The following is a 25,450-nucleotide window of genomic DNA, read 5'->3' on the forward strand; positions in this document are numbered from 1 at the left end:
TCTGCATTAGCACTATACGTTTTACGATTGGTTAGCCCAAGAGGCTTTCAAGATCAGGATGGTATTGCGAGGTTAAAAACTGGGTAATGGTAAAATCGGCCAATCGGTGCTTGTAAAAGGGATCTTCCACTAGAATTTTTTTTAATGCATCTTCATCTTTAGCAAGGGCTAAGATTATGCCACCGGTTCGTGGCACTTTGCGGCCGGAAGCCACAAAAATGTTTTTATCATAATACTTCTTTAAATATTGGACATGGGCTTTCATGTGTTCATCCAGCTCTTCAAGTGGAACGATATATTTAAGGTCTACAATGAACATAATTTTTAAAGTAAATGTGCAAAAACAGTAGCATGCCAGCTGTTTCGAAATGGAACTTCCCACTTGCTTTCAAGTTCTGCCAAATTTTGAACCATATTGTTAAATACAATTGTTTCTGAAGTAACCTGTTTAATATTCACCAAGGTTTCAAAATCTTCTTTGCTGTTTACCACAACCTCTCCATTTACTTTATAAGCCATATTGAAACGGTTAAAAAGATCGACATGATATTCCTGCTCAATTTCTTTGATCAACTTTACGGAGCTATCGATAGAGCAACCGGTAACACCGGCCTTGCTTTCGTCAACAATCAGGATAATAAAAAAACCATAACGGATTTCTGCTTTAGCCAGCAGTTCATTACCATGCGCCTTCCATTGGTTGGTAAAAGATGATAACTTGTTTATGATCTTGTTTTCTTCAGTTGAAGTAAACTTTCGATCGCTTTGGTATATCCAAACTCTTGATTGTGGAGAAAAACTCATGTACAAATTTATGATTTTAATTAAATTGGTGTGTTTAAAACGCCAACCTGATGAAAAAGTTTACACTCTGCTTGAAAATATCCCTTATTTCGGCTTTTTGTATGTTTTTATGTGCTTTTTCCGATCCGGCTTCTATGGAGCAATACACCAGTTTTCTACAAAAATCATTTACCGATCACTACGATACCAGTCAGGAAAATAGCCAGGTTAAACGTTATGAACTTAATGTTACCAACAATGGGTTCTGCCGTTATAAGCGTTATTTCAATAACGGTAAAACTGAATATTTCGCGTTCAAGCTCGCTAAGTTTAAAGATATGGATTATTATGGAACAACAAATTCAGGTAAACTGTATATCCGTACCAAAGGAGATGATGTGATTGTGCAGACCTATAAAGATAGGGGAGGTGATGTAGATTCGATGGCTACGCAGATCATTATACCGGTAAAAAATATGGAAGCAGAAGAATTGAACCAGATTCGTGATAACCTGGAAAATATTACGAAGCTACCGCTGGCTGAAGTGTCTAAAGCAGAAGTAAAATCTGAAGATTAATTGCGGCTTATCATCCTCTCAACTGTGGCCATCGCCTAATGGAGATTTCTCGAATACCTTCCACTCCGCTCAAAACGACGAAACCATAGAGGAATTTTAGTGAAATTATTTACAACCCATTTGCCCTTGCGGTAATTTCTGCAATATCCAGTACCTTAACTTCCTGTTCCTTATCTTTTAATTTGATACCGTCGCTCAGCATGGTCATGCAAAATGGGCATCCTGCTGCAATAAACTGTGGATTGGTTTCTAAAGCTTCATCGATACGTTCAACATTGATATCTTTTTTTCCTTTTTCCGGTTCTTTAAACATTTGTGCGCCACCTGCACCACAGCATAAGCCATTGCTTTTGCAACGTTTCATTTCTACAAGCTGTGCGTCCAAAACTTCCAGGGCTTTGCGTGGAGCTTCATAAATTCCGTTCCCGCGACCTAAATAACATGGATCGTGATAGGTGATTTTTTTACCTTTGAAGCTTTCGCCACCCTCGGCTTTAAGCTTTCCTTCGTTAATTAAATCCTGTATCAACTGCGTATGATGAATCACCTCGTAGGAGCCACCTAAGCCAGGATATTCATTTTTGATGGTGTTGAAACAATGCGGACAGCCGGTTACTATTTTTTTAATGTTATAGGCATTCAAAACCTCAATATTGGTCATGGCCTGCATCTGGAAAAGAAATTCGTTCCCTGCTCTTTTCGCGGGATCGCCAGTACAGCTCTCTTCGGTTCCTAAAACAGCATATTTTATACCTACATGATGAAGGATTTTACAAATGTCGCGGGTAATTTTCTGCGCCCGTTCATCGTAACTTCCTGCACATCCAACCCAAAATAATATTTCCGGTTCTTCACCTGCGGCCATTAATTCGGCCATTGTAGGTACTTTAAATTCCATTGTTGTATTATCTAGTATCAGGTTTAAGCCTGATGTAATTATTATTTTAATTCAATGCCAACTGAAAACTGTTTTTGTTAACTTTCCTGTGCCCAGTTAAAGCGGTCGGCCGGTGAGTATTTCCAGGGTGCCTGGTTATTTTCTATATTCCCCAACATGGCATTGATGCTTGCAGGTGCCTGCGATTCTTCCATGACTGCAAAGCGGCGAAGCTCCATTATAATTTGTAAAGGATCTATATTTACCGGGCAGGCTTCTACGCATGCATTACAGCTGGTACAAGCCCATATTTCCTCTCTGCTGATGTAATCGTCCAATAAAGATTTTCCATCCTGATGTTCAGTCCCGTGTTTGTCAATGTTTTTGCCAACTTCTGTAATGCGGTCGCGGGTATCCATCATGATTTTCCTTGGCGATAAAAGTTTGCCAGTGATGTTTGCAGGGCATACGGATGTACATCTACCACATTCGGTACAGGTATAAGCATTCATTAAATTAACCCAGCTTAAATCGGTTACATCCTTTGCACCGAATTTACCAGGCTCAGTTTCTGCCGGAACAAAAGATGGATCGAGCATCGCTTTCACCTCATTGGTAACTGAAGCCATATTGGTAAATTCACCTTTAGGTTCCAAATTGGAAAAATACGTATTTGGGAATGCAAACAGGATGTGAAAATGTTTGGAGTAGGGAAGATAGTTTAAGAATGCTAAAATTCCGATGATGTGAAACCACCAACAGCTGCGTTCTACGATGATCAATGCACTTTCAGTTGAAGGCAGGATGTTCATTAAATACTGACTCACCGGAAAGGCACCTGCGCTAATATAATGGCTGGCTCCCAGGAGTTGCAGTTTGGCATCTGCGGCATTCATAAGCAAAAATGCACTCATTAATAAAATCTCAGTAATTAAAATGTAATTCGCATCAGATTTTGGCCAGCTTTTCATCTCTACACCACTAAAGCGCTTAAGTTTAATGACATTTCTGCGGATCAGGAAAATAACGCAGGAAACCCAAACGGTAAAGGCAAGTATTTCGAAAGAACCGATTAAAAAGTTATATAAACCGCCTAACCCATTAAAAATGCGGTGTGTGCCAAAAAGTCCATCGATCATAATTTCGAGCACTTCAAGGTTAATGATTACAAAGCCGATGTAAACAAAAAAGTGTAGAAAAGCAGGGATGGGGCGCACTACCATTTTTGATTGTCCAAAGGCTACACGAAGCATTGTCATTAGCCTTTTTTGTGGCTGATCATTGCGATCGACCGGTTTGCCTAAGCGGATATTGCGAATTATTTTACGCAGGTTTACTATAAACAGCGCAATTGCTGCAAGTGTAAGTACTAGAAAGAGGATCTGTGCCACCATGCAATATTAGATTGTTTACGCTAAATTAGGATATTAATCTAAATAAATTACTATGCATGCATAAAAAAATATATAAAATTATTTGTTTGTACTCATTCTAAGCATTGTTTAAGGCATATTTTTAGCATGATAAAAAATTAATTAATTGATAATCAGTATCAGAATGAAATAATTGAAAAAAAGTTTTGCTTTTGAAAAAAGAACACTACATTTGCAATCCCAAACGGATGGTGCCATAGCTCAGTCGGTAGAGCAAAGGACTGAAAATCCTTGTGTCCCTGGTTCGAATCCAGGTGGCACCACTTCCAAAAGCCTTACAGAAATGTAAGGCTTTTTTGGTTTATTGGCTTTTTTTAAGATTATAGTGTTCAAAATAGCTTAAACCGATCAGTTAATTTTTTCTCGTTTACATTAATAGAGGCATAATGCGTAAAGAAATATTTTCTTGTCCGAATTAATTTATGGAAAAAATATTTTTCAACGCATCTTATTGCATGTCAAAAAGATGCGTCTTTGACGGTTGTTTTTAAGAAAAAAACCGATATGCTTTTTTTGGATTTGATGAAAAGAATACTACATTTGCATTCCCAAAAGGGGGTGCCATAGCTCAGTCGGTAGAGCAAAGGACTGAAAATCCTTGTGTCCCTGGTTCGAATCCAGGTGGCACCACTTCAAAAAGCCTTACAGCAATGTAAGGCTTTTTTGGTTTATGGATTATTCTTAAAAGGAAGTTTCCATGGATCAAGCGGAAAAGTTGGGGGGAATCGAATAATTTGTTTCTTTTGTATTTAATAGTAATTACAAATTCCCTTGAATCCAGCCGAACAAACCCTTATCAGTTTTTTATTACCAGAAGGCATTCTGGATTATTTCGAAATACTCAAAGTCGAAAAAGAGTCGAAAGAGCTTCAGATCTTTCTTGAAGAGAAGAATATAGCTCCCTCTGGTTACGGGATAACTGAGCTCGAATCAAAGGGCTTTCTTCCAGAAGTTTCCATTCAGGATTTTCCTATCCGTGGGCAAAAAGTTGCCTTACGTATCAAGAGACGTAGATGGACGGTAAAAAAGACTGGGGATATCATTGGTAGAGATTGGGATTTAGTAAGAAAAGGGACTCGGATGACTACGGAATTCGGTCTTTTTTTAAAAGGAATATTTGGATAACCACCCCATTAGCTGCTATCATTTAGGGCATTATTTCCAAATAGACGGCAAACAACTCCAGGAGCAATATAAAGAGCACATCAGTGATTATAGTAGTTGGGATCAGAAAGGGCATGCGGATGATTGGATGCTTTTTGTAAAGAATGTGAGCCCCAGGCTCAGTATTGATGAAACAGCTTTATCCAATGGAGAGCTTTATACTATTGTAACCAATAAGGAAGCCAAAGGTAGAAAGAGTGCTATTGTAGCGATGATCAAGGGTACGGTGGCCGAAAACATTATATCTGTACTGAAAAAGATTCCGGAAATACTGAGAAAACGGGTGCGGGAAGTAACCATGGATATGGCTGCCAACATGCAATTGGCCATAAAACGATGTTTTGTAAACGCGCATCGGGTATTTGATCGTTTCCATGTTCAGAAATTGGCTTATGATGCAGTTCAGGAAGTTAGGATAAAGTATCGTTGGGAGGCTATCGATGCAGAAAATGAGGATATCGCAACGGCAAAAAAGAACAAAACTGCTTACCATCCAGAAGTGTTGGCTAATGGAGATACTTTAAAGCAATTGCTGGCGCGGAGCAGGTATCTTTTGTTTAAACATCCCTCAAAATGGACACGGAATCAAGAACTTAGAGCAGAGCTACTTTTCATAAGGTATCCCAAATTAAAGAATGCATATAATATTGCCCAAAAATTGGGAGATATATTCAGGTTGTGCAAAAGTAAGGAACAGGCCTTTAAAAGATTGGCAATCTGGTATAATAAGGTCGAAGCATGCGGAATTGATTCCTTTAGGACTGTTGCCAGATCAATTCAATCGCATTACCTGTATATCCTTAACTTCTTTATTAACAGGGCTACAAATGCTTCTGCAGAATCTTTCAATGCCAAGATCAAAGCCTTTAGAGCAACATCGAGAGGTGTAAGGGATATTAAGTTTTTCTTATTCAGATTATCGAAAATATATGCCTAGAGTTTAACTCCCCCAACTTTTCCGCTTGATCCGTTTCCATTTATTAAAGGGCCTGTTTTTTTTTAAGTTTCGATATGGTCATCCGGTTTTTCGGCTAATTCTTTGACTTTATCTAATGCTTTTGGCCATGTTTTTTCGAAATATTCAAGCCATTCCTTGTTGATTCCCATATCAATGATCAGCTCCGTTTTACCTTCTCTTTCATTTAATGTGTAATTCTCCAGCGACTCACCCCAGTCATGCAGTTTCTGTTTACCGTCCATTATTTCGCCGATGTGCTTTATAGACATATATTTATCCGGGATATTTTCTTCTATAATGGCTACCATTCCATCCCCCTTACTATCATGGAACAGTGCTGTACTTCCTTTTTGCCAATCGGTTTTTACCTGTGATCCCTCTGCAAAAACGGCGGTCCATTTGGGATAGGTTATTGCGCCAAAAAGAACTTCCCAAACTTTTTTCGCTGTGGCGTTAATTGTGATTTTGAATTCAATCTTTTCCATGATTTTATTTTTTTATCCGTTTTCCATTAAACTAACCCAGGCATTTACAGCTTTTTTCAAAGCAATTTCGTGTTTCTCCACATCGGCCATTGAATAAAACTTAGCATAAGCCTTTCCTTTTATTTGTTCTTCGAGAAATCCGAAATCATCATTTAATAAAGACGCTTTATGAAAAATGACTACCACATAGTTTTTTATTTTTGGGTTTACAGTAGCCATATCTTCTTTGAACTTGAAGCTTGGTCCTCCCCATTTAATATCACATTCGATTTTAGGATTAGCAGTTGTAATGATATTGATCACCTTTTCCATTTCCTTCTTTAAAGGATGATCCAACTGATCCATGAAGGTATTGACTTTGGCAATGCTCATAACCGGTATTTTATACATCAAATTTGCGGATGATTTGATTGAATTGAGCGGTGTAAAAACGACAATTTATGGGGGCATATGGACTTTTGATTTTAATGTTTTTTAACATAATTATCTCAGAATAAAGTAATTTAATCGGTAGATTTACCTAGTTGAACGTTACATATGTTCAACTACACAATATTTTGAATTAAATTCAGTTTGTTGGTAAACAAATACGGATCAATTGACAAACTTTAGCGTTGGCTAATGCGTATATATCAATAATAATACTACTGCAAAAAATCTATGAGAAATAATAAATTTACCCTTTTGGCTATGCTGGGCTTTTTAAGTTTGGTTACGGTTACGGCTTGTAAAAAAAGCAGTATTGAGCCTGAGCCAGAACCTCCAGTAGTTCCTACAACGCCTACTCTATCTGGAACAAGGGATGAGCTGACAAAGGATTCGATCTTTTTATATGGTAAGGAACTTTATTATTGGAACACTTCATTGCCAGCTTATGATGTATTTAAACCGCGCAGCTTCAGCTCAAACGAAACGGAGCTGTATGCTATGACACAATATTCTACGGATCCATCAACAGGAAAGCCATATGAATTTGTGAGCAATTCTGCGGAGCCTAAGTATTCGTTTTTTGATTATAGCGCTGCAACTACTGGTAAAACGGGTGCGCTAAAAGCAGATGTAAACGGTTCTGCAAATGATTACGGTTTTTCTGTTCAGTACAACAATGAAACAGATCTGCGTGTAAAATATGTTTATCCAAATTCGCCAGCAGCACAGCAGGGTTTAACACGCGGTTGCAGGTTAACGGCTGTTAATGGACGAACAGAGCTGAGCTATCCTAATGCAATTAATTTTTTGAATACTGCGATATTTGGTACAAATCCGAGTATAACGCTGGCATTCAACGATATAAACGGCAATCCAAAAACAGCTGTTGTGTCCAGTTCATTTTACACGGTCAATCCAATTTTGTATACCCATGTTTATACTGTGGATGCAAAAAAGGTGGGCTATATCGTTTTCAATAGTTTTACCAATAATGTGTCGGCTGCCATAAATACCACCTTCGCAAGTTTTGCAGCACAGGGCGTAACAGAATTGGTTGTTGATTTGCGCTATAATGGCGGAGGGTACGTTTCTACTGCAACCCAGATGATTAATTTAGCTGCCCCTGCAGGTGAAACAGGTAATACAATGTTTACTTCCTATTACAATAACTATTTGCAATCGATTACCACTGCACAGCGGAAAGCTTCGATATTGGCACACCAGCCTTTGCTTGATGATGCGGGTAAACTACAAACTTTTACCACTGGTGTAAATGGAAAGTATGCCACTTATGCGGATTTAAATTATTCTCCCACATCGGCAGATAATATTGAGAAATTTGCAAAATCAGGATCACTGACTTTAAACAGAATTTATTTCATTGTATCTGGTTCTACAGCATCTGCAAGCGAATTAACAATTAATAGCCTAAAACCTGTAATGGATGTAAAACTAATTGGCAGAACAACCTATGGAAAACCGGTTGGTTTCTTTCCGATAAGAATTGATAAGGTAGATATGTATATTCCTGAGTTTGAAACCAAAAATAAGCTTGGCGTTGGTGGTTATTATTCGGGTTTAACTGTTGATAAGGAATCATCTGAAGATTTAACAAAAGCCTGGGGTGATGAAACAGAAACCTTATTGGCCTATGCATTACTGTATGCAAAAACAGGGAATTTTGTAACCACGGGAGCTAAAACCGCAAGTTTAAGTGCTACTGCAACAGTAATGCCATCAAAGTTATCCGTGGCAGAATTAAAGGCTGTGGACGAAAAATTAGATCCGAAAGGATTTAAAGGTATGGTAATGACACCTGATAAAAGATTTTAACTACGTTTTTAATCAAAAATGCCCTTGCTTACAGGGCATTTTTTAACTATTCTCGCTGCAATTTCAGCTTTTTTACCAAAATAAATCTTTCAAAGAACCTTCTCAAAAAATATTTGATTCAGGGTACCAGTTCCGAATTGCGATTGATTTTATTTGTTTATGACCTAAAGCAGTTAAATGTATTTTAAGAGATATTTTAAAATAGGCATTGATAAGGTCACTAAGAATTTGTTATCTCTATAGGGGTTTGTAGGAAAAGATTTTCTAAATTTTTTAGATCAGCATTGTAATGTAATTCCGTCAATTTCAGTTTTAGCGCCTGGATGTTTACTTGTAATGGCAAAAAAAAGGGTCAAGTTTTTTAAAACCTGACCCATTTAATCAATTGCTAAATTGGCTATTTTTTACAGTAATATCTTACTGCTGATGTCTTTATTGATGGTGATATATCCCGGATATTTAACCGGTGTATTGCCCAACATAAAAGTCGGCTTTATTTTGATGGTTAATAAACCGAGTTTCTCATCTTTAGAAGATGATCCTTTTTGGGCTGCTTTAATGATGTCGTTAAACACATTTCCATTTGATACCAATCCATAAATATTGCTCACCAATTGAACAGGTACCGTAACGGTTTGTCCCTGTGCAATGCTTACATTTTGGTTTACTGTTCCTTCTGCCAGGTCGGTGTTATTTACCAGTATTTTGTATTCGAACTGGTTAATCGCCGCCAGGTTAGCAGATGGATTGGTGATCTCTAAATTAAGGTTTGCCCTTAACGGTATGTCTTTTCTTAATAAACCCAAGGCCACACCCGGTAAACTGCTTAAACTAAAACTCTGCTGGTCCATTAACTTTTTTACATCTGTGCCTGCAACGCTCACCTGTTGTACACCTGTAATTTTATAGGTGCAATTTTCAAGGGCTTTTATTTGCTGTGCCTGCCTGTTTACCCCACATCCAAAAATGCTGATGGCTACCAGGAAAAGCAATAATTTTTCTTTCATGCTATTCATAACGCCAAAATAGTAAAACTATTTCAGCTGCATTGCTGCTTTAACAAAATAAGTTAGGCTTCAGGCGTAACAGTTTCTACATTACCATCATCACTTTGATTTTCCTCTTGTTGGTTATCACTGCCTGTTTCTGTTTGTTCTCCATTACTTTCTTCAGCATCATTTTCAGTTTTAACCTCCTTTTCTGTAGAGGGGATAACCGTTTCTATGTTCATTTGTACATCATCAGTAGGTTTTGGATGGTTACTGTTGTTTTCGGCCGATGTTTTTTCTTGTTCGTTTTCCATGGTATAAATCTGTTTATATTAATAAATCAAATCCAGGTGTATTTTGTTTGCTATTTTTATGAAGCATTTGTCTCATTTTTTAACTTTACCGAAAAAAATCGAACAATATGGCCGTTAACATCAGAAAGATAACAGCAGCAGACAATGTGGCTACTGCAGCAATGATCAGGACAATTTTAGAGGAATTTAAGATCGATAAACCAGGTACGGTTTATACTGACCCTACAACTGATCGGTTATCCCTCCTTTTTGAACATCCGGGATCGGCCTATTGGCTTGCAGAAGAAGATGGTGAAATTATCGGCGGATGCGGTATTTATCCTACCGAAGGGTTGCCTGCGGGCTGCGTGGAACTTGTAAAATTATACACATCGGCAGCTTCACGGGGAAAAGGCGTTGGTAAAATGCTAATGGAGAAGAGCATTGAGTCTGCACAGCATTTTGGTTATAATGAAATTTATCTCGAATCGTTTCCCGAACTCACCACTGCTGTTGCCATGTATGAAAAAACAGGTTTCAAAAAGCTGTCTGCTCCTTTGGGCAATTCGGGGCATTTTGCCTGCAATGTTTGGATGTTATTGGTGCTTTAGCTTATTTTTTAACTCAATAAGGTCTGATTTATCATTGCAATGTTTTAGTGTTGGCTCAACGTCATTTATAATTAAGATGGTGGTGAGTTGGTTTAATTAAGGATATTTTTGCAATCTACATTTATCCCTTTTTAAGTTATGGCTGATCACTTATTAAAAAATATACCTTACTCTGTACTCGATCTTGCAACTGTTTTAGATGGTTATACTGCTGCTGATACTTTTAAAACCAGTCTTGATCTGGCCAAGCAAGCTGAAAGTTTAGGCTATACACGCTATTGGTTTGCCGAACACCATAATATGGCTGGTGTAGCGAGTTCTGCAACGGCAATACTTATCGGCTATATTGCAGGCGGAACGGAAAGTATCCGTGTGGGTTCTGGCGGGATTATGCTGCCTAACCATGCGCCTCTAATTGTAGCCGAGCAGTTTGGTACGTTGGCTTCGCTTTATCCAAACCGGATTGATTTAGGTTTGGGCAGGGCACCAGGTACTGATCAGGTTACTGCAATGGCTATCCGTGGCGAAAACTTTAACGCGGCCCATAATTTCCCCAGAGATGTAGAAAGATTGCAGCAATTGTTTTCTGCCAGCAATAGCCGCGCAAGCGTTAGGGCTATTCCTGGGGAAGGATTGGATATTCCGATATGGATTTTAGGTTCTAGCACCGATAGTGCGCGTTTAGCAGCTGAAAAAGGGTTGCCTTATGCCTTTGCGAGTCATTTTGCGCCAACTTATTTTGAACAGGCCATCTCTATTTATAGAAATAATTTTAAGCCCTCTGTATTTTTGCAGGAACCATATGTAATGGCTTGTGTAAATGTTGTGGCTGCCGATACGGATGAGGAAGCAGACAGTTTATCAAGCTCGGTAAAGCGCATGTTTTTGGGTGTAATTACAGGCAAAAGAGAGTTGTTAAAACCAGCGATAGATGATATCAATCAATATTGGGACCGCATGGAAAAAGAAGCAGTTGAGCAAATGCTGTATTACTCTTTTATAGGCAGTGCAGAAACGATTAAAGAAAATTTAGAGGCTTTTGTTACAAAGTATGGTGTAAACGAAATTATGAGCACCTCGCATATTTACGATCATCAGGCAAAATTGCATTCGAATAAAATATTTGCAGCATTATTTGGTTAAAAGAAAGTTCGTTATTTTGCGCCATTAACCACCGGGCTTACAGAGAAAGATCACAGAGGGCACAGAATAAAACCCATTGAGAAGCTGCGACAACTTCTTGGATCTTTGGCAACCTCGATCGCCTAATGTTCTAGATATTGAGGATGAGCGCAGGATACTTATTATTGTGCATTTTCCACCATTAACCACCGAGTTTACAGAGAAAGATCACAGAGGGCACAGAATAAAACCCATTGAGAAGCTGCGAGAATCTCCTAAATCTATCGCAACTCAATCGGTTAATTTTACAGCAGATATTGAGGTTGAGCGCAGGATACTTTTCATTGTCTATCGTAGATTTTCCATTAATAACATCTACACTTTAAGATTTATTAATAATAAGGGAATATAAGGCCGCTAGCTTTGCTGCGAATAAAGCAGCATCCCTTGAGCGAAATCCTACTTTCATCTTTACAGTGCGGAAGCCACCAGGCTATGGAAGAAATTTACCAGGTTTATTGGGAAGATGTTTTTGATGCTGCCCTCAAAAAAACCGGTGATGAAGCACTCGCACAGGATATTACACAGGAAATTTTTATCTCCCTATGGGAAAACCGCACTTCCCTAAACCTTACAGCAAGTTTAGGTGCCTACCTGCATGGCGCAGTAAAATATAAAGTAATTAATTATTTCAGATCAGGCAGTGCTAAAGCGCAGCATCAAAATGCACTTTCCATGCTCATGGATAAACAGCATACAGCCGCTGCAGATGATAAACTTATATTAAAAGAGCTCCATTTAGAAGTTGATGCCGCTATTGCGCTCCTCCCAGAGAAAATGCAACTGGTATTCTCAATGAGCAGGAAACAGGAAAAATCCATAAAAGAAATAGCTTCAGAACTTGACGTTTCTGTACAAACGGTGAAAAATCAAATCTCGGCAGCCCTGAAACTGCTCAAAAAAAGCCTTTCCTATATCCTGTTAATCGCCATGCTGATTGGCTTAACATAAAGTTAATGTATCGATAACATTTTTGGTTAGTACCGATCTGCTTTTCAACTGACATGTATTTAAATGACAGAAGAACAGGCAAAGGAACTGCTGCAGAAATTCCTCGATAAGCAGGCAAATCCGGAAGAACAAAAAAAAGTTGAAGAATGGTATGCCGCGCTCGATCAGCAAAAAGTTGAAGTGGCTGCCGACCTTAAAGCAGCAATTGGAGCGCAGCTATTTGTTAACCTTAAGGCGGCAATGCGTAATGAAACTCAGCATCACAAAGTATTTAAGCTCAAATTTTTTGTCAGGATTGCAGCAGCCGCACTTATTATCATTACAGTTGGTTTAAGCATTTGGAAAAGCAGTTCGCCAGTAAGTTCAAACGGAAACCAGCTTACCGTAATTACGGGGAGTAAAGAGCAGAAACGCATTACCTTATCCGATGGTTCGGTGGTTATGCTGGGCCGTTCAGCAAAAATTATCTACCCAAAAACATTTTCTTCAAACAGTCGCCACATCATAATAAAAGAAGGCGAAGCTTTTTTCGACATTGCCCACCAAGAGCAAAGACCATTTACGGTGCATACCACATCGGGTGTTGATATCAGGGTATTAGGTACGTCGTTCAAGGTGAAATCCTATCAGGCCAGTAAACACATCGAGGTTGCTGTAGTTACCGGAAAAGTTTCGGTAAGCAACAAAAATGGAAATCTGGGCACGCTGATTAAAGATGAATTTTTAACCTATGATAAAGATGGCGGCCGTGCATCAATCCACAAGGTGAAAGCGGCAGCCTTTGTAGAACTTGCTTTTGAAGGCGCAACGTTGGAGCAGGTGATCAACAAACTCCAATATGTGTACAGCATTAAAATCTCTTTGACCGATACCGCTTTGAATAAACTTAAAACTACGGCAGTTTTTAGCAGCAGGCAATCGCCCGAAGAAATTCTGGATATCATCTGCAGTTTGCACCACCTAAAATTCAATGCATCCAAAAACCATAAAACATTTAATATATACAGATGAGATAAGGATATGATACAACAATCATCTGCGGTACCGATCAGATCGGCCACCGTAATCTTTCTTTCTGGCAGAAAAAGTCAGCACAATTAAAGCTTTACAAATAAATAAAATCAAACAAATTAAACAATGAAAACAACCTCCCCTAAGAGGACTCCAGCGCTTCATAAGATCATGAAATACTCATGTTTAACATTTTCAATTCTCTGCATATTTTGCAGCTCAATACTGGCTTCGGCAGGTATGGCGCAAAAGTTAGCGCAAACAACGGTGAGCATTACAATTGGCAAAGGCCGTAAGATGACCGAAATTATCAAAGAAATCGAATTGCGAACGGGACTGAGTTTTGTGTACAACCCTGACCAGTTGCAGCAGAAAAACACGTATGTAAGCGGCGATTTTACCACTGAGCCCGTAAGATCGTTACTTGATAGGCTTGGTTTACAGGTTTTAGAAAAAGGCGACTACATCATACTCAATAATGCAGTATTTAATAAACCCGACAGAGTAATTACCGGGATAGTAAAAGATTCTACAGGTGTTTCTTTACCTGGCGTTTCGGTTAAAGTATTGGGTACACAAAGCGGCACCATAACCGATGGCAACGGTGCTTACCGCATTGAAGTGGGGGCAGATGCCGTACTCTCGTTTTCGATGATCGGGTACCGTACCAAAGAAATAAAAGTGGGCGAAAGCCAGGTGATTAACATGATTTTAAGTGAAGAACGATCTACACTTGCCGATGTAGTGGTAGTGGGTTACGGAACGCAGAAAAAAGAAACGTTAACGGGCGCAATCAGCATTGTAGGGATGGATAAACTTTCTTCCCGATCGCTGAACAGTGTAGGGGAGGTACTTGCCGGAAAAACCCCAGGTGTAATTGTTACCAATGAGGGTGGCGATCCAACATCTATGCCGCGTATCAACGTTCGTGGCTCTGGTGGTATCAACGGTGAAAATGCGCTTTATGTAATCGATGGATCTATTTTTACAGGTACACCACAGCTAAATCCCAATGATATTGAATCCATTTCGGTATTAAAAGATGGATCTGCAGCAATTTATGGCGCAAGAGCTTCGGGAGGCGTAATATTAATTACCACCAAAAAGGGCAAAAGCGGCAAAATGCAGATCAGTTTTGATGCCAAGGTTGGTTGGCAAAATGCCTGGAAAAAACTAGAATCTTTAAATGCACAGCAACGTGCACAAGTGGCCGCAACAGCCGCTAAAAACGGCGGAACCACCATTTTGCCTGCCTTTGATGCTACGAAATATCCCGATGGGCAGATTACCCGCACCAACTGGATGGATGAAGTATTTAGAGAAGGTTTATTGCAGGATTACAATGCCGCTATAAACGGTGGAAGCGAAAAATCCAACTATTACCTAAGCTTCAATTACCGCAATGCAGAAGGAATTGTATTAAATACCAAAAGCAAACGCTATAACTTTAGGATTAATACCGAGCATGAGGTTACCAATTGGTTAAAAGTTGGCGAAAACCTCTCTTACAGCAGTACCAACGGAAATGGTGCCAACACCAGCAGCGATTATACGGGGGCCTTACTTTCTGCAATTTATTATCCAACCAACGGAACACCGTATAATGCCGATGGCAGCTTTGCCGGTTTGCCAGGGCCATATGCCGGAGATTATGGTGATATTGTTAACCCTGTAGCAGAGTTAAATCGCATCGATATCAATAACCCTATAAATGTATTGGTAATTAATCCTTACGCCAATATTAAACTGGCCAAAGGTTTAACATTTAGGTCTAACTTAAGCATTACCAAAACAGATGCTTCTTTTAAAAGTTTTACACCTAAAAGGCCTGAAGTAGGAAAGCCGGTATTGAGCAATAGTTTGCAGGAAAGCAGTAACCGCAATAATGATTTCTTAACCGAACAAGTATTAAATTATAAAAATACTTTTGGTAACCACCAGCTGGATGTTACCGGAGGTTATTCATTTCAAAAAACACAGTATAGAAGTTTATTCGCTTCAGGTGCCGGTTTTGATGATGAATCGCCGCAGTACAGGTATTTAATGAATGCCACAGTAATACAGCCATCCTCAAGCGGTTACACAGCACAGGCCTTATCATCATTGTTTTTACGTGCAAATTATAACTACCGCGAAAAATATCTGGTATCGTTAATCGGTCGCCGCGATGGTTCATCTTTACTTACCCAAAATAACAGAACCAGAAATTATGGTTCGGCTTCTGCCGGATGGATCATCAGCAAAGAAGATTTTCTTAAAAATGTGAGATGGTTAAATGAATTGAAATTAAGGGGCAGCTATGGTTTTCTTGGCAATTTAGCCTCGCTAACTTCCGATGCGGTAAACCCGTTATTGGCACCAACACAAAGTTACTTCGGGCAAACGCCAACTTTGCAAAATGGTTATGTTCAAAATGTTTTGGCCAATGTTAACATTGCCTGGGCAGAATCCAAACAAACCAATCTTGGTGTTGATGTAGCCGTATTGGGACGTTTAAACCTTTCTGCAGATTATTTTATTAAAGAAATCGATAAAATGATCCTAACCAGAACTTTACCGGGAACCGCAGGTTTAAATACGCAAATTATTAATGCAGGTAAGGTAAGAGATAAAGGTATCGAACTGGGTTTAACTTACAACAGTGATAAAAATGCAGCATTTACCTACTCGGTAAATGCTACCTTAACAAAAATAAACAACAAAATAGAAGAACTTATACCCGGTATAGAAAACCAGGTAGTTGCTACCAATTTCCGCAATGAGGTTGCCCCACTTACCAATAGGGTGGGCCAGCCGCTGTATAGTTACTTTGTATTAAAAACAGATGGCATTTTCCAAAGTCAGGCAGAAGCTGATAACTATAAAAATGCTAAGGGAAGTAAAATTCAGCCTAATGCAAAAGCAGGTGATTTTAAATTCGTAGATATTAATGGCGATGGATCAATTGATGGTAACGACCGTTATTTTGCAGGCAGTGCTTACCCGGATTTTTCTTACGGCTTAAGTTTTAATGCAAGCTATAAAAACTTCGATTTCAACATTTTTGCACAGGGCGTACAGGGCAATAAGTTGTTTAATGCTGTGAAGCGTACTACTTACAGTGCTGCCGGACCATCTTATAACAAACTGGTAGGAATTTTGGATGCTTGGTCGCCGGAAAACCCAGGAGGAAAAGTGCCGATAATATCAACCAGTGATGCCAACGGAAATTTTGCAGCTTCGGATTTTTATGTAGAAAACGGCTCATATCTGCGTATCCGCAACGTAACACTTGGTTACAGTTTGCCAAAATCTATTGCTGGCAAATTAAAAACAGGTGGAGTAAGAATTTATGCTACAGCAAACAATCTTTTCACCATCACCAATTATTCAGGCTTTGATCCAGAAATCGGAATGGACAATAACGGGGTAGATGTTGGCCGCTATCCGCAGGCCCGAAGCTTTATCCTTGGTTTAAGTGTAAATCTATAATCACAACAACAATGAAAAAGAATTTAAAATATATCGCATTTGCAGCAATTGCTGTTTTTTCTTCATGCACAAAAGAACTTGATATTGTACCAGAAGGATCTCCTTCGGCGCAGAATTTTTGGAAAACAAAAGAAGATGCACTGAAAGCTGAGGGCGGCATGTATGAAAACTATAATGCAGAAGATTTTTACGGTCGCGGAATGTTCTGGTTTATCAATGCCAGCGATGATATGGTTACCGGACGAAATAAACCAGAGGCCGATAACATTAAAAACTTTAACCGTACCTATGTTGGCGGAGGTTATACCGAAACCCAGTGGAGTATGCGTTATGCCATTATTAAACGCGCCAACGATATCATTACCAATGTACCTGGCATCACAATGGATGAAAGCCTAAAAAAACAGATTATTGGCGATGCCTATTTTAATGCTGGGTTGGTTTATTTTCAGCTGGCTGCAAACTATGGAAATGATAAAGCAGGGGTGCCAATCGTTACCCCAGATACCGACGCTGCCAAACCAATTGCCCGTGCAAAAAACGTAAATGAAAATTACGACTACATCATCTCGCTTTTATTAAAAGCAGCAGATAACCTTCCTTTATTTTCGGCAATGAAAGCAGCCGATTATGGCAAAGCACATAAAACCGCAGCCTGGGCTTACCTTGCTAAAGTATACCTGTACAAAAAAGATTATACCAACGCAGCAAAATATGCCGATATGGTAATTACCTCAGGGCAGCATGATTTAGTAAACACTAATTTTGCAGATGTATTTAAAGCCTCAAACAATTGGTCTAAAGAATATATCTGGTCGGTAGTTTGTACGCCAAGTGGTGGTGGTACAGGCTGGGGGAGCAAGCTTCCGGGTGTTATGTTAACCAATAAAGCCTGGGGAATTTACAATGGCTGGGGTTATTATCTGCCAACCAAAGAGCTTTACGATTCATACGAAGCGGGCGATCAACGCCGTGAAGCCACCATTTTAAAACCTGGCGATAAATTTATGTTTTTCGGTGCCGAACGCAGTTTTACCAAAGATGCAGGGGCAACATCAAACTACCAGTTTAAAAAGTACATGGAGCCGTTTTCTTATGCCAACCCAGTTCCAACACACGTTAATCCGAATGGCGATAACGGAACAACAGATTTAAATGTACCGCTAATGCGTTATGCAGAGGTGTTATTAATTAAAGCAGAAGCTGCGATTAACCTTGGAGGCGGTGGAGCAGGCGATGCCGAGCTGAACAAAATCAGGCTGCGTGCAGGTTTAAGTGCTAAAACAGGAATGACAATCGAAGATCTTAAACGCGAACGCCGTAACGAACTGGCAGGCGAATGGGCAGATCGTCACCGCGATTTAGTAAGGTGGGGCGATGCGCAATCCACTTATGCTAAACCATTACATGATTTTGATGGAAGTGTAATCTGGCCGGCCCGAACCTTCAATCCACAGGTTCATGATGTTTGGGCAGTACCACAAAGAGAAATTGACAACAGTGCTGGCGTAATTAAACAAAACCCGGGATGGTAAATAAATTATGGATAAACCTTGCAGCCCTGGCAATACTATTGGGGTTGCAGGGCGCATCTGCACAGCTTAAACTTGATGCAAACCGTGGACATAGCCACAATGATTATAAACAGAGTATCCCCCTTTTAACAGCATATTATGCCGGAATGGGATCTATCGAAGCAGATGTATTTTTAAAAGACGGAGCACTCTATGTAGCGCATGAAGTTTCGGAAATTAAGCCTGATTTTACACTGAAAAAAATATATCTCGATCCGCTGGCGCAACGCTTTAAAGCAAATGGGAATCATCCTTATGCAAATGCAGCCTTGAAACTGCAACTTGTTATTGATGTGAAGGAAGATTATAAACATGTTTTGCCTGTATTGCTGAAAGAATTGGATGATTATGCTGCGGTATTTGATGTGAAAAACAATGCTGATGCCATAAAAATTGTAATTAGCGGCGATATGCCCCTTCCGGCAGATTTTAAAAACTATGATGAGAAATTATCATTCGATGGAAGGCCGACAACCATTTATACCGAGGCACAACTGGCCAGGGTAGCAATGATCAGTGATGACCTTAAAAACCATACCACATGGAATGGCAAAGGCAACCCCACCAAAACCGACGAGGCCAGGATGAAAGCAGCTATAATGCAGGCACACCGCAAAGGAAAGCCTTTCAGGTTTTGGGCCACTCAGGATAGTCCAAATACCTGGATTGTGCTCGAAAGGTTTGGTGCAGACTGGATTAATACCGATAACCCAAATAAACTGAAAGATTTTTATCTTCATCAGGATAAGTTAAGCTATACCAATCAAACTCCTTACAAACCCTATACGCCAACCTATAAAACCGACGGCGCAGATAAGCCAGCCAAAAACATCATTTTATTAATCGGAGATGGAATGGGCCTGGCAGCCATACACGCTGCTTTAATTGCCAACCATGGTGATTTAAATATGGCAAAGTTCCATGCTATCGGGTTTTCAGAAACTGCTGCGGCCGATGCTGGCAACACCGATTCTGCTGCGGGTGGTACCGCAATGGCTACAGGCGTTAAAACCAATAACCGCTACATTGGAATGGGGCCTGATGATCAGAAAAAGACGAATTTAGTAGATACTTTGGCCGGTTTTGGAATAAAAAGTGGCATCATCAGCTCAGGCGATCTTACAGATGCCACACCTGCTGCTTTTTATGCCCATCAGCTCGATCGCGCTTTTAATGGTGCTATTGCAAACGACCTCTTAACCAGCAAAGCCGACGTTATGGTCGGTTCCAACCGTAAAGCTTTTGAGCAGAATAAAAATGCTCAGCTTTTGCCGCAGCTTAAAACAAAGGGTTTTCAGTTGTCAGATAATCTGACTGATTTTAAAAAGCAAAACCAGGGTAAACAGTTGGTATTGCTTGCTGATTCTGCTACCCGACCGGTAATTAAAGGCAGAGGAGATATGCTGAAACAATCGCTTTTGCATACAATTGAAATTTTAGCAAAAAACAAACGCGGTTTCTTCATTATGGCAGAAGGAGCACAAATTGATTACGGAGGGCATGCAAATGATTTACCTTACCTGGTTACAGAACTGCACGATTTTGACCGCACAATTGCCGAAGCACTCCGCTTTGCTGATGAAGATGGTGAAACATTGGTAATTGTTACCGCCGACCATGAAACCGGAGGATTGACACTTTTGGATGGTTCAGCAGAAAAAGGGATGATCCGCGGCGAATTTAGTACCAATGACCATACGGGTATTATGGTTCCGGTGTTTGCCTACGGACCAGGATCGCAATATTTTAACGGCGTTTACCCTAATAATACGATTTTTCATAAAATCATAAAGGCTTATCATCTGGCCAGGTAATAACTGGTAAGATCAGCCAAGCGGTGCATGTGTATAATGGCATGCACCGCTTTTTTTTAGCTTAATGTTAAGGCAACATTGCAATGCTAATTTTGAAGCAATAAAAGAATATAATGGAAAGAAGATCTGCACTCAAAAATATTGGTGGGCTATTTTTGTTGCCTACGCTGCCCGCAATTTCCTCAGCAGCTCATAAAAAGCCCGTGCTTAGGGTAGCGCATATTACGGATGTACACCTGAAAAACCAATTTAATGCACCTGCAAAATTTATTAAATGCCTGCACCACCTGCAAAATCAATCGCCAAGAGTAGATTTGGTATTAAATGGAGGTGATATCGTTTTTGATATGAATAAAGAAAATATCGCTACCATAAACGATCAATGGAAACTGGTAGGCGACACGATGAAAAACGAATGTAGCTTGCCTGTACGCTACTGTTTGGGCAACCACGATATCTGGTGGAATGAAAACACAAAAGGCGATACTTTTTACGGAAAAAAATATGCCATGGATAAGTTGCAGCTGGCTAAGCCTTATTATAGTATGGTGCAAAATGGCTGGAAAATTATTGTGCTAGACAGTACTCATCTGGATATCGACAATACCTGGTACATTGGTAAACTGGGCGAAGAACAATTGCTGTGGTTAAAAAATGAACTTGATACAACGAGTGCAGGTATGCCAGTAATGGTAATGTCGCATATTCCTATACTTACTGCGCTCCTGATGATCGAAGACAATATTGTAAATAAATGGACCATGTTGGGTGGCGACATGCACACCGATACCGCTAAAATCATCAACCTGTTTTATCAGCATCCCAATGTAAAGTTATGTTTAAGCGGCCATTTGCACATGCGCGATAAAGTGGTTTACAACAATGTAACCTATCTCTGCAACGGTGCAGTATCTGGTGCCTGGTGGGAGGGTAACCGGAGAGAAACCGCACCAGGTTATGGATTGATAGATTTATACGATGATGGGAGTTTTGAAGAGCATTATGTGAATTACTGATGGTTTCTTTGGTTTTTTGCCACGGAAACACAGATTAATTTTTCCTGTCAATGTTACAAGCATACGCATCAATTCTTGTTATTCACTTAACATTGCCTTCATATTTACATCCTTGCTTTGTTTAAAAAATATTCCATTTAAATGAAAAGAGATTTACTTGCCCTAATTACTGCGGCATCTATCGGTATGGTATCTTGTAAAAAGAACCACGAAGAAACCCCAACAGCACTCACTTATCCCAATGTAGCAGAAGTTGCCGATCCTCCGGTACTTTTCACTACCGCTGCTGGCGTAAAGGTGTACAATGGTGGCTTTGGTTCGGCGCTAGCTGCTGATCCCAATTCGCCTGATGTTTTTTATATGCTAACCGATAGGGGTTCGAATGTTGCCGGGCAGATTGCAAACTCAATCATCATCGGCAAGCCGGATTTTGATCCTCAGATCGGAAAATTCAGATTGAAAGACGGTAAACTAATTCTTGAAGAAACCATATACCTGAAAAATGTCAGTGGCGATAAACTAAACGGACTTCCGAATCCTGCCGGAATGGGTGCTTCGGGAGAAACGGCCTACGACTTAAACGGACAGGTAATTGCGCCAAGTGCCGATGGTATCGATTCTGAAGGTTTGGTAAGGGCTGCTGATGGGTCATTTTGGATCAGTGATGAGTATGGTCCTCATATTGCACATTTTGATGCTACCGGCAAAACCATAGAACGTATTAATCCCTTCGGAACTGGTACTGGTGGACGAAGAATCCCGGCAGTATTTGCCAATAGAAGAGCAAACCGTGGTATGGAAGGCCTTGCCATTACTCCTGATGGGAAAACATTAGTGGGGATGATGCAGTCGCCAATGTACAATCCTTCAAAAAATGCTGTTGCCAATTCAGTTGTATTAAGGATTCTGACTTTCGATATTGCAAGTGGAGCAACTAAACAATATGCTTACCTAATGGATAATGTTTCTTTAACAGGTGTAAGCGATATTGTGGCCGTTAACAGTACAACTTTTTTAACCATCGAGCGTGATGGGTTGTATGGTGGTGCGGCTTCCAATCCGGCAGCATTTAAAAAGGTTTTTAAAATTGACATTAGTGGAGCTACCGATATTTCTGATGCTGCGAATGGTGCTACAGGTAAACTATATGGAGGCAAAACGGTAGAAGAGTTAAATAATGCTGCCGGTTTAAGTGGCGCAGGCATCACTCCGGTTAGTAAAACTGTTGTTTTAGATCTTTTAAAAGACCTGCCTTCAGTTTATCCCCACGATAAAGCAGAAGGATTGGCTTTATTACAGGGTAATATACTTGTAATTTCTAACGATGATGATTTTGGTGTGGTAGATAATGGCGCTAGTGGTTTTGCACAGAAAATTTTGCCGTTAACCAATTCAGTTGATCGGAACAGATTGTATTTTGTGAAAGTTAAGCTTTAGGATATTTGGAGTGATTCATCATTTCCCAACCCGATAGCTATCGGGTTGGGAATTTTAAAGCATTTTGTATTAGTATTCGCGCCTTCGCGCGAATGGCGACAATACCAAACCTATCTGATTTTAATTCTTACCAACCCTGTTTTCTTCATCAGCTGTTCCGGTTCTTCTGTTGCGGGCAGTTTTTATTTTCATATTACCAAATTTATAGGTAAAACTTAGGCTTACCTTGCGGCTTTCCCATTCGTTTTGCCAAAAGGTATTGATATTGTTGTACGCCAGGTTTGCCCTGAACTTGCTCGTGTTAAAAACATCATTTACCTTAAATGAAACCGTTGCATTCTTTTTCCAAAAGGTTTTTTTAGCACCTAAATTAATTTGATAACTTTCTAAACTGTGGAACAATCCGGATACCGAAGGCGATTCGTAAAAACCAAATACCGAAATACTATAGTTTTTGGGTAGGGTAATGGTGTTATCGGTACTAAAACCCCAGCTCCATGACGATGCATTGTATCCTGCCCCCTGTACCGGTGAAGAAGTACTATTGTAAGCGGCAGAAACCTCTGTATTGTTGTTCCACCATTTTGTTACATCAAATGGGCTGCCTGTGGCTACATAAAAACTTACCGTACGGTTTAGGTTTTCTGGTCTGGAGATACTTTCTTTAGTGGTATTGTTCTGGTAAATTACCTCCGAAATGGATTCGCTGCCAACCGAATAACTTAATGTAAGTACCCTGAAATTTTTTAACGAATAATTAAATTCAAGGCTGTTTGCATAAGAGGGTTGTAGCAGTGGGTTACCCTGTAAGGCGGTATAAGGATCGGTATAAAAGGTAAAAGGATTTAAACTGCTGTACGAAGGGCGGTTAATGCTTTTGCGGTAGGCTCCGGTAACCAGGTTGTTCGAATCGATTTTGTATGAAACAAAAAAAGTTGGAAAAAGCTTCCAGTATTTCCGTTCTATTGTGGTATTGGTGCCTGATGAGCTACCATCGCCCAAGGTTTGCTCAGCACGCAAGCCGGCTTTGATCTGTACGTTTTTAAAACTCTGATCAAGCGAAAGGTAACCCGCATTTATGTTTTCATTATACAAAAACAAATTGGTACGGCGGGGATCGTTAATCCAGCCAGCGGTTTTTAACGAATCAAAACGCACATCGCTCTGCGATTTTACCCAGCTGCTTTTCCAACCCGTTTCCATTTTTAATGTTTTGTTAAAGTTTAAGCTGTAATCTGCCTTAACCGAATAGATGGATACCTTGCCCATGCCATTGTTGCGGAGATCAACCGGGTTGCCAATTAACTGATCATTGGCATTGAGGTAATTGTTGGTAAAGGTTTCGTTTTTACTGTTATCGTATTGAACATAATCGGCATCAAAACCCAGTTCTCCACCCAGAGTATCTGTTTTAAAACGGTAATTTAAATTAAATGCATGGTTTTTTTCGGTGTTGCTTTGCGGGTTGAACATTGATGTTCCGCCCATTTTTGCCCCGGCTGCATTATAATTTACCGAATTGCTGTTTACTTTGGTTTCTTCAGGCGCAGTGAAACCTTTTACCATAACGCCTAGCGTATGTTTTTCATTGATGAAATAATCGGCACCTGTAGAGTAATTTAAACTGTTTGTTACCGGGTGCCAGAAATTTACCTGGTTGTATTGCTCATCGCCGATGGTACGGTTTAGTGTTAACCTGTTAAATGAGTTATAGTGGCCTGCATTTAAACGTACATAAGTGCTTACTTTGCCAATGTTATAATTAAGGTTGGTGCCTGCGTAAACTTTTTCGTAACGGCCATAACCGCCGCCTAAATTTGCGTTTCCGTTAAAGCCCTGCACTTTATTTCTTTTCAGTTTAATGTTGATAATACCTCCGGTTCCGGCAGCATCAAAAGAAGATGGAGGGTTAGAAATCAGCTCTATTTTGCTTAGCACCGAACCTGGTAAAGATTTTAAGTAGGTGGTTAACTCCATGCCCGACATGTAGCTCAATTTGCCATCAATCATTACGTTAATACCCTTTTTACCTTTAAGCACAATGTTATCATCCTTATCCAGTTTAACACCCGGCGATCTGCTGATTACTTCCAAAGCATTATCGCCAGCAGTATTCATTTGTTCCACATTTACAATAACCCGATCTGCTTTTTGATCGATTACAGGCATTTTGGATCTAATATTTACCTCTTTCAAGTTTTCAGAACGATCTGTGAGTACAATTGAAGGCACTTTAACCGCTAAATCTTTTACTTCAAAGGCAGCAGATTCATTTTTACCGTAACCCATCATCAGCGCTTTAATCAGGTACCGGCCACTTTTAACATGATTAAACTCGTACAAGCCCTGTTGGTTGGTTGCCTGCAAAGCAATTGAAACCGAATCTGGTAAATGAATGAGTGCTACAGAAGCATAATCGAGTGCTTTATTGCTTTTATCGGTAACCGTTCCGCTTACTTTGATGTTTTGAGCGAAGGTAGATTGCAGAGTGAAAATAAGGGACAGAAAAAGAGCGGTTTTAAATAAAATATTCATCATCGTGTTTGTTTTATAATTGACGT

22 protein-coding genes and 2 tRNA genes are annotated in these 25,450 nt (G+C 39.8%); 15 read left to right on the forward strand and 9 right to left on the reverse strand.

The genetic code is table 11. From position 1 onward, the window contains the following. Positions 1–31 precede the first annotated feature (31 nt). Together ACZZZW_RS09435 and ACZZZW_RS09440 are read right to left on the reverse strand one after the other, a co-directional pair. Positions 32–319: a YciI family protein gene (locus ACZZZW_RS09435; protein ID WP_463493059.1), complete on the reverse strand. Its 288-nt coding sequence runs from the start codon at positions 317–319 to the stop codon at positions 32–34. A 5-nt stretch (positions 320–324) separates the two neighbouring features. Continuing rightward, entirely contained in the window at positions 325–804 is a 480-nt protein-coding gene (locus ACZZZW_RS09440) for an ABC transporter ATPase (RefSeq protein ID WP_463493060.1), read from the reverse strand. 50 nt (positions 805–854) lie between these two features. Here ACZZZW_RS09440 and ACZZZW_RS09445 point away from each other — a divergent pair, with 50 nt between their 5' ends. Then, positions 855–1,361 (forward strand): hypothetical protein, encoded by a 507-nt coding sequence (locus tag ACZZZW_RS09445; RefSeq protein ID WP_463493061.1) that lies wholly within the window; start codon positions 855–857, stop codon positions 1,359–1,361. 109 nt (positions 1,362–1,470) lie between these two features. On the opposite strand, the gene ACZZZW_RS09450 is transcribed toward ACZZZW_RS09445, so the two are convergent. Beyond that, positions 1,471–2,259 carry a (Fe-S)-binding protein gene (locus ACZZZW_RS09450; protein ID WP_055914984.1) on the reverse strand — a complete coding sequence of 263 codons (789 nt, stop codon included), beginning with the start codon at positions 2,257–2,259 and terminating at the stop codon, positions 1,471–1,473. 77 nt (positions 2,260–2,336) lie between these two features. Beyond that, the gene (locus ACZZZW_RS09455; RefSeq protein ID WP_463493062.1) at positions 2,337–3,632 is read right to left on the reverse strand and encodes a 4Fe-4S dicluster domain-containing protein; all 1,296 of its coding nucleotides are present in this window, start codon (positions 3,630–3,632) and stop codon (positions 2,337–2,339) included. Between the two features lie 229 nt (positions 3,633–3,861). Here ACZZZW_RS09455 and ACZZZW_RS09460 point away from each other — a divergent pair. The 4 genes from ACZZZW_RS09460 to ACZZZW_RS09475 all read left to right on the forward strand — a co-directional run bounded on the left by ACZZZW_RS09460 (position 3,862) and on the right by ACZZZW_RS09475 (position 5,772). Then, positions 3,862–3,934: transfer RNA gene (locus ACZZZW_RS09460), tRNA-Phe, on the forward strand. Between the two features lie 294 nt (positions 3,935–4,228). Next, positions 4,229–4,301 (forward strand) — tRNA-Phe (locus tag ACZZZW_RS09465). Positions 4,302–4,442: 141 nt separating this feature from the next. Continuing rightward, a complete protein-coding gene (locus ACZZZW_RS09470; RefSeq protein ID WP_463493063.1) occupies positions 4,443–4,796 on the forward strand; it encodes an ISAon1 family transposase N-terminal region protein in 354 nt (117 codons plus the stop codon). Continuing rightward, complete coding sequence (locus tag ACZZZW_RS09475) at positions 4,789–5,772, forward strand: ISAon1 family transposase (RefSeq protein ID WP_463493064.1); 984 nt, start codon at positions 4,789–4,791, stop codon at positions 5,770–5,772. The genes ACZZZW_RS09470 and ACZZZW_RS09475 overlap by 8 nt, the downstream gene beginning before the upstream one ends. A 62-nt stretch (positions 5,773–5,834) precedes the next feature. On the opposite strand, the gene ACZZZW_RS09480 is transcribed toward ACZZZW_RS09475, so the two are convergent. Next, positions 5,835–6,278 carry an SRPBCC domain-containing protein gene (locus tag ACZZZW_RS09480; protein ID WP_463493065.1) on the reverse strand — a complete coding sequence of 148 codons (444 nt, stop codon included), beginning with the start codon at positions 6,276–6,278 and terminating at the stop codon, positions 5,835–5,837. Positions 6,279–6,290: 12 nt separating this feature from the next. Next, on the reverse strand, positions 6,291–6,650 hold the full coding sequence (locus tag ACZZZW_RS09485) for a DUF1801 domain-containing protein (RefSeq protein ID WP_463493066.1): 360 nt from the start codon (positions 6,648–6,650) through the stop codon (positions 6,291–6,293). A gap of 288 nt (positions 6,651–6,938) precedes the next feature. Here ACZZZW_RS09485 and ACZZZW_RS09490 point away from each other — a divergent pair, with 288 nt between their 5' ends. After that, positions 6,939–8,540 carry a S41 family peptidase gene (locus tag ACZZZW_RS09490; protein WP_463493067.1) on the forward strand — a complete coding sequence of 534 codons (1,602 nt, stop codon included), beginning with the start codon at positions 6,939–6,941 and terminating at the stop codon, positions 8,538–8,540. 404 nt (positions 8,541–8,944) lie between these two features. Here the strand turns inward: ACZZZW_RS09490 and ACZZZW_RS09495 are convergent, their stop codons facing one another. Together ACZZZW_RS09495 and ACZZZW_RS09500 are read right to left on the reverse strand one after the other, a co-directional pair. Next, on the reverse strand, positions 8,945–9,547 hold the full coding sequence (locus ACZZZW_RS09495; protein WP_463493068.1) for a hypothetical protein: 603 nt from the start codon (positions 9,545–9,547) through the stop codon (positions 8,945–8,947). Positions 9,548–9,609: 62 nt separating this feature from the next. Beyond that, positions 9,610–9,843, reverse strand: coding sequence for a hypothetical protein (locus tag ACZZZW_RS09500; protein WP_055910461.1), 234 nt, complete (start codon positions 9,841–9,843; stop codon positions 9,610–9,612). A 107-nt stretch (positions 9,844–9,950) separates the two neighbouring features. Between ACZZZW_RS09500 and ACZZZW_RS09505 the strand changes: the two genes are divergently transcribed. From ACZZZW_RS09505 to ACZZZW_RS09545, 9 genes are all read left to right on the forward strand, one after another. Continuing rightward, a complete protein-coding gene (locus ACZZZW_RS09505; RefSeq protein WP_463493069.1) occupies positions 9,951–10,433 on the forward strand; it encodes a GNAT family N-acetyltransferase in 483 nt (160 codons plus the stop codon). 138 nt (positions 10,434–10,571) lie between these two features. Beyond that, complete coding sequence (locus ACZZZW_RS09510; protein WP_463493070.1) at positions 10,572–11,576, forward strand: LLM class flavin-dependent oxidoreductase; 1,005 nt, start codon at positions 10,572–10,574, stop codon at positions 11,574–11,576. Positions 11,577–12,002: 426 nt separating this feature from the next. Further along, positions 12,003–12,566 carry an RNA polymerase sigma factor gene (locus ACZZZW_RS09515; RefSeq protein ID WP_463493071.1) on the forward strand — a complete coding sequence of 188 codons (564 nt, stop codon included), beginning with the start codon at positions 12,003–12,005 and terminating at the stop codon, positions 12,564–12,566. A 63-nt stretch (positions 12,567–12,629) separates the two neighbouring features. Beyond that, the gene (locus tag ACZZZW_RS09520; protein WP_463493072.1) at positions 12,630–13,577 is read left to right on the forward strand and encodes a FecR family protein; all 948 of its coding nucleotides are present in this window, start codon (positions 12,630–12,632) and stop codon (positions 13,575–13,577) included. A 126-nt stretch (positions 13,578–13,703) separates the two neighbouring features. Continuing rightward, positions 13,704–17,048 (forward strand): SusC/RagA family TonB-linked outer membrane protein, encoded by a 3,345-nt coding sequence (locus tag ACZZZW_RS09525; RefSeq protein ID WP_463493073.1) that lies wholly within the window; start codon positions 13,704–13,706, stop codon positions 17,046–17,048. Between the two features lie 11 nt (positions 17,049–17,059). Then, positions 17,060–18,583 carry a RagB/SusD family nutrient uptake outer membrane protein gene (locus ACZZZW_RS09530; RefSeq protein WP_463493074.1) on the forward strand — a complete coding sequence of 508 codons (1,524 nt, stop codon included), beginning with the start codon at positions 17,060–17,062 and terminating at the stop codon, positions 18,581–18,583. After that, positions 18,577–20,436, forward strand: coding sequence for an alkaline phosphatase (locus ACZZZW_RS09535; protein WP_463493075.1), 1,860 nt, complete (start codon positions 18,577–18,579; stop codon positions 20,434–20,436). Before ACZZZW_RS09530 ends, ACZZZW_RS09535 begins: the two co-directional genes overlap by 7 nt. Positions 20,437–20,549: 113 nt before the next feature. Then, complete coding sequence (locus tag ACZZZW_RS09540) at positions 20,550–21,452, forward strand: metallophosphoesterase family protein (RefSeq protein WP_463493076.1); 903 nt, start codon at positions 20,550–20,552, stop codon at positions 21,450–21,452. A gap of 141 nt (positions 21,453–21,593) precedes the next feature. After that, the gene (locus ACZZZW_RS09545) at positions 21,594–22,889 is read left to right on the forward strand and encodes an esterase-like activity of phytase family protein (protein ID WP_463493077.1); all 1,296 of its coding nucleotides are present in this window, start codon (positions 21,594–21,596) and stop codon (positions 22,887–22,889) included. 120 nt (positions 22,890–23,009) lie between these two features. On the opposite strand, the gene ACZZZW_RS09550 is transcribed toward ACZZZW_RS09545, so the two are convergent. Then, on the reverse strand, positions 23,010–25,427 hold the full coding sequence (locus ACZZZW_RS09550; protein ID WP_463493078.1) for a TonB-dependent receptor domain-containing protein: 2,418 nt from the start codon (positions 25,425–25,427) through the stop codon (positions 23,010–23,012). Between the last annotated feature and the right edge of the window lie 23 nt (positions 25,428–25,450).

This window comes from Pedobacter sp. AC379 (assembly GCF_979258145.1).

Excerpts from the sequence above, each read along its gene's own strand:
- ACZZZW_RS09435 (WP_463493059.1), bottom strand. The coding sequence starts at position 319 with ATGTTCATTGTAGACCTTAAATATATCGTTCCACTTGAAGAGCTGGAT.
- ACZZZW_RS09440 (WP_463493060.1), bottom strand. The coding sequence starts at position 804 with ATGAGTTTTTCTCCACAATCAAGAGTTTGGATATACCAAAGCGATCGA.
- ACZZZW_RS09445 (WP_463493061.1), top strand. The coding sequence starts at position 855 with ATGAAAAAGTTTACACTCTGCTTGAAAATATCCCTTATTTCGGCTTTT.
- ACZZZW_RS09450 (WP_055914984.1), bottom strand. The coding sequence starts at position 2,259 with ATGGAATTTAAAGTACCTACAATGGCCGAATTAATGGCCGCAGGTGAA.
- ACZZZW_RS09455 (WP_463493062.1), bottom strand. The coding sequence starts at position 3,632 with ATGGTGGCACAGATCCTCTTTCTAGTACTTACACTTGCAGCAATTGCG.
- ACZZZW_RS09480 (WP_463493065.1), bottom strand. The coding sequence starts at position 6,278 with ATGGAAAAGATTGAATTCAAAATCACAATTAACGCCACAGCGAAAAAA.
- ACZZZW_RS09485 (WP_463493066.1), bottom strand. The coding sequence starts at position 6,650 with ATGAGCATTGCCAAAGTCAATACCTTCATGGATCAGTTGGATCATCCT.
- ACZZZW_RS09490 (WP_463493067.1), top strand. The coding sequence starts at position 6,939 with ATGAGAAATAATAAATTTACCCTTTTGGCTATGCTGGGCTTTTTAAGT.
- ACZZZW_RS09495 (WP_463493068.1), bottom strand. The coding sequence starts at position 9,547 with ATGAAAGAAAAATTATTGCTTTTCCTGGTAGCCATCAGCATTTTTGGA.
- ACZZZW_RS09500 (WP_055910461.1), bottom strand. The coding sequence starts at position 9,843 with ATGGAAAACGAACAAGAAAAAACATCGGCCGAAAACAACAGTAACCAT.
- ACZZZW_RS09505 (WP_463493069.1), top strand. The coding sequence starts at position 9,951 with ATGGCCGTTAACATCAGAAAGATAACAGCAGCAGACAATGTGGCTACT.
- ACZZZW_RS09510 (WP_463493070.1), top strand. The coding sequence starts at position 10,572 with ATGGCTGATCACTTATTAAAAAATATACCTTACTCTGTACTCGATCTT.
- ACZZZW_RS09520 (WP_463493072.1), top strand. The coding sequence starts at position 12,630 with ATGACAGAAGAACAGGCAAAGGAACTGCTGCAGAAATTCCTCGATAAG.
- ACZZZW_RS09525 (WP_463493073.1), top strand. The coding sequence starts at position 13,704 with ATGAAAACAACCTCCCCTAAGAGGACTCCAGCGCTTCATAAGATCATG.
- ACZZZW_RS09530 (WP_463493074.1), top strand. The coding sequence starts at position 17,060 with ATGAAAAAGAATTTAAAATATATCGCATTTGCAGCAATTGCTGTTTTT.
- ACZZZW_RS09535 (WP_463493075.1), top strand. The coding sequence starts at position 18,577 with ATGGTAAATAAATTATGGATAAACCTTGCAGCCCTGGCAATACTATTG.
- ACZZZW_RS09540 (WP_463493076.1), top strand. The coding sequence starts at position 20,550 with ATGGAAAGAAGATCTGCACTCAAAAATATTGGTGGGCTATTTTTGTTG.
- ACZZZW_RS09545 (WP_463493077.1), top strand. The coding sequence starts at position 21,594 with ATGAAAAGAGATTTACTTGCCCTAATTACTGCGGCATCTATCGGTATG.
- ACZZZW_RS09550 (WP_463493078.1), bottom strand. The coding sequence starts at position 25,427 with ATGATGAATATTTTATTTAAAACCGCTCTTTTTCTGTCCCTTATTTTC.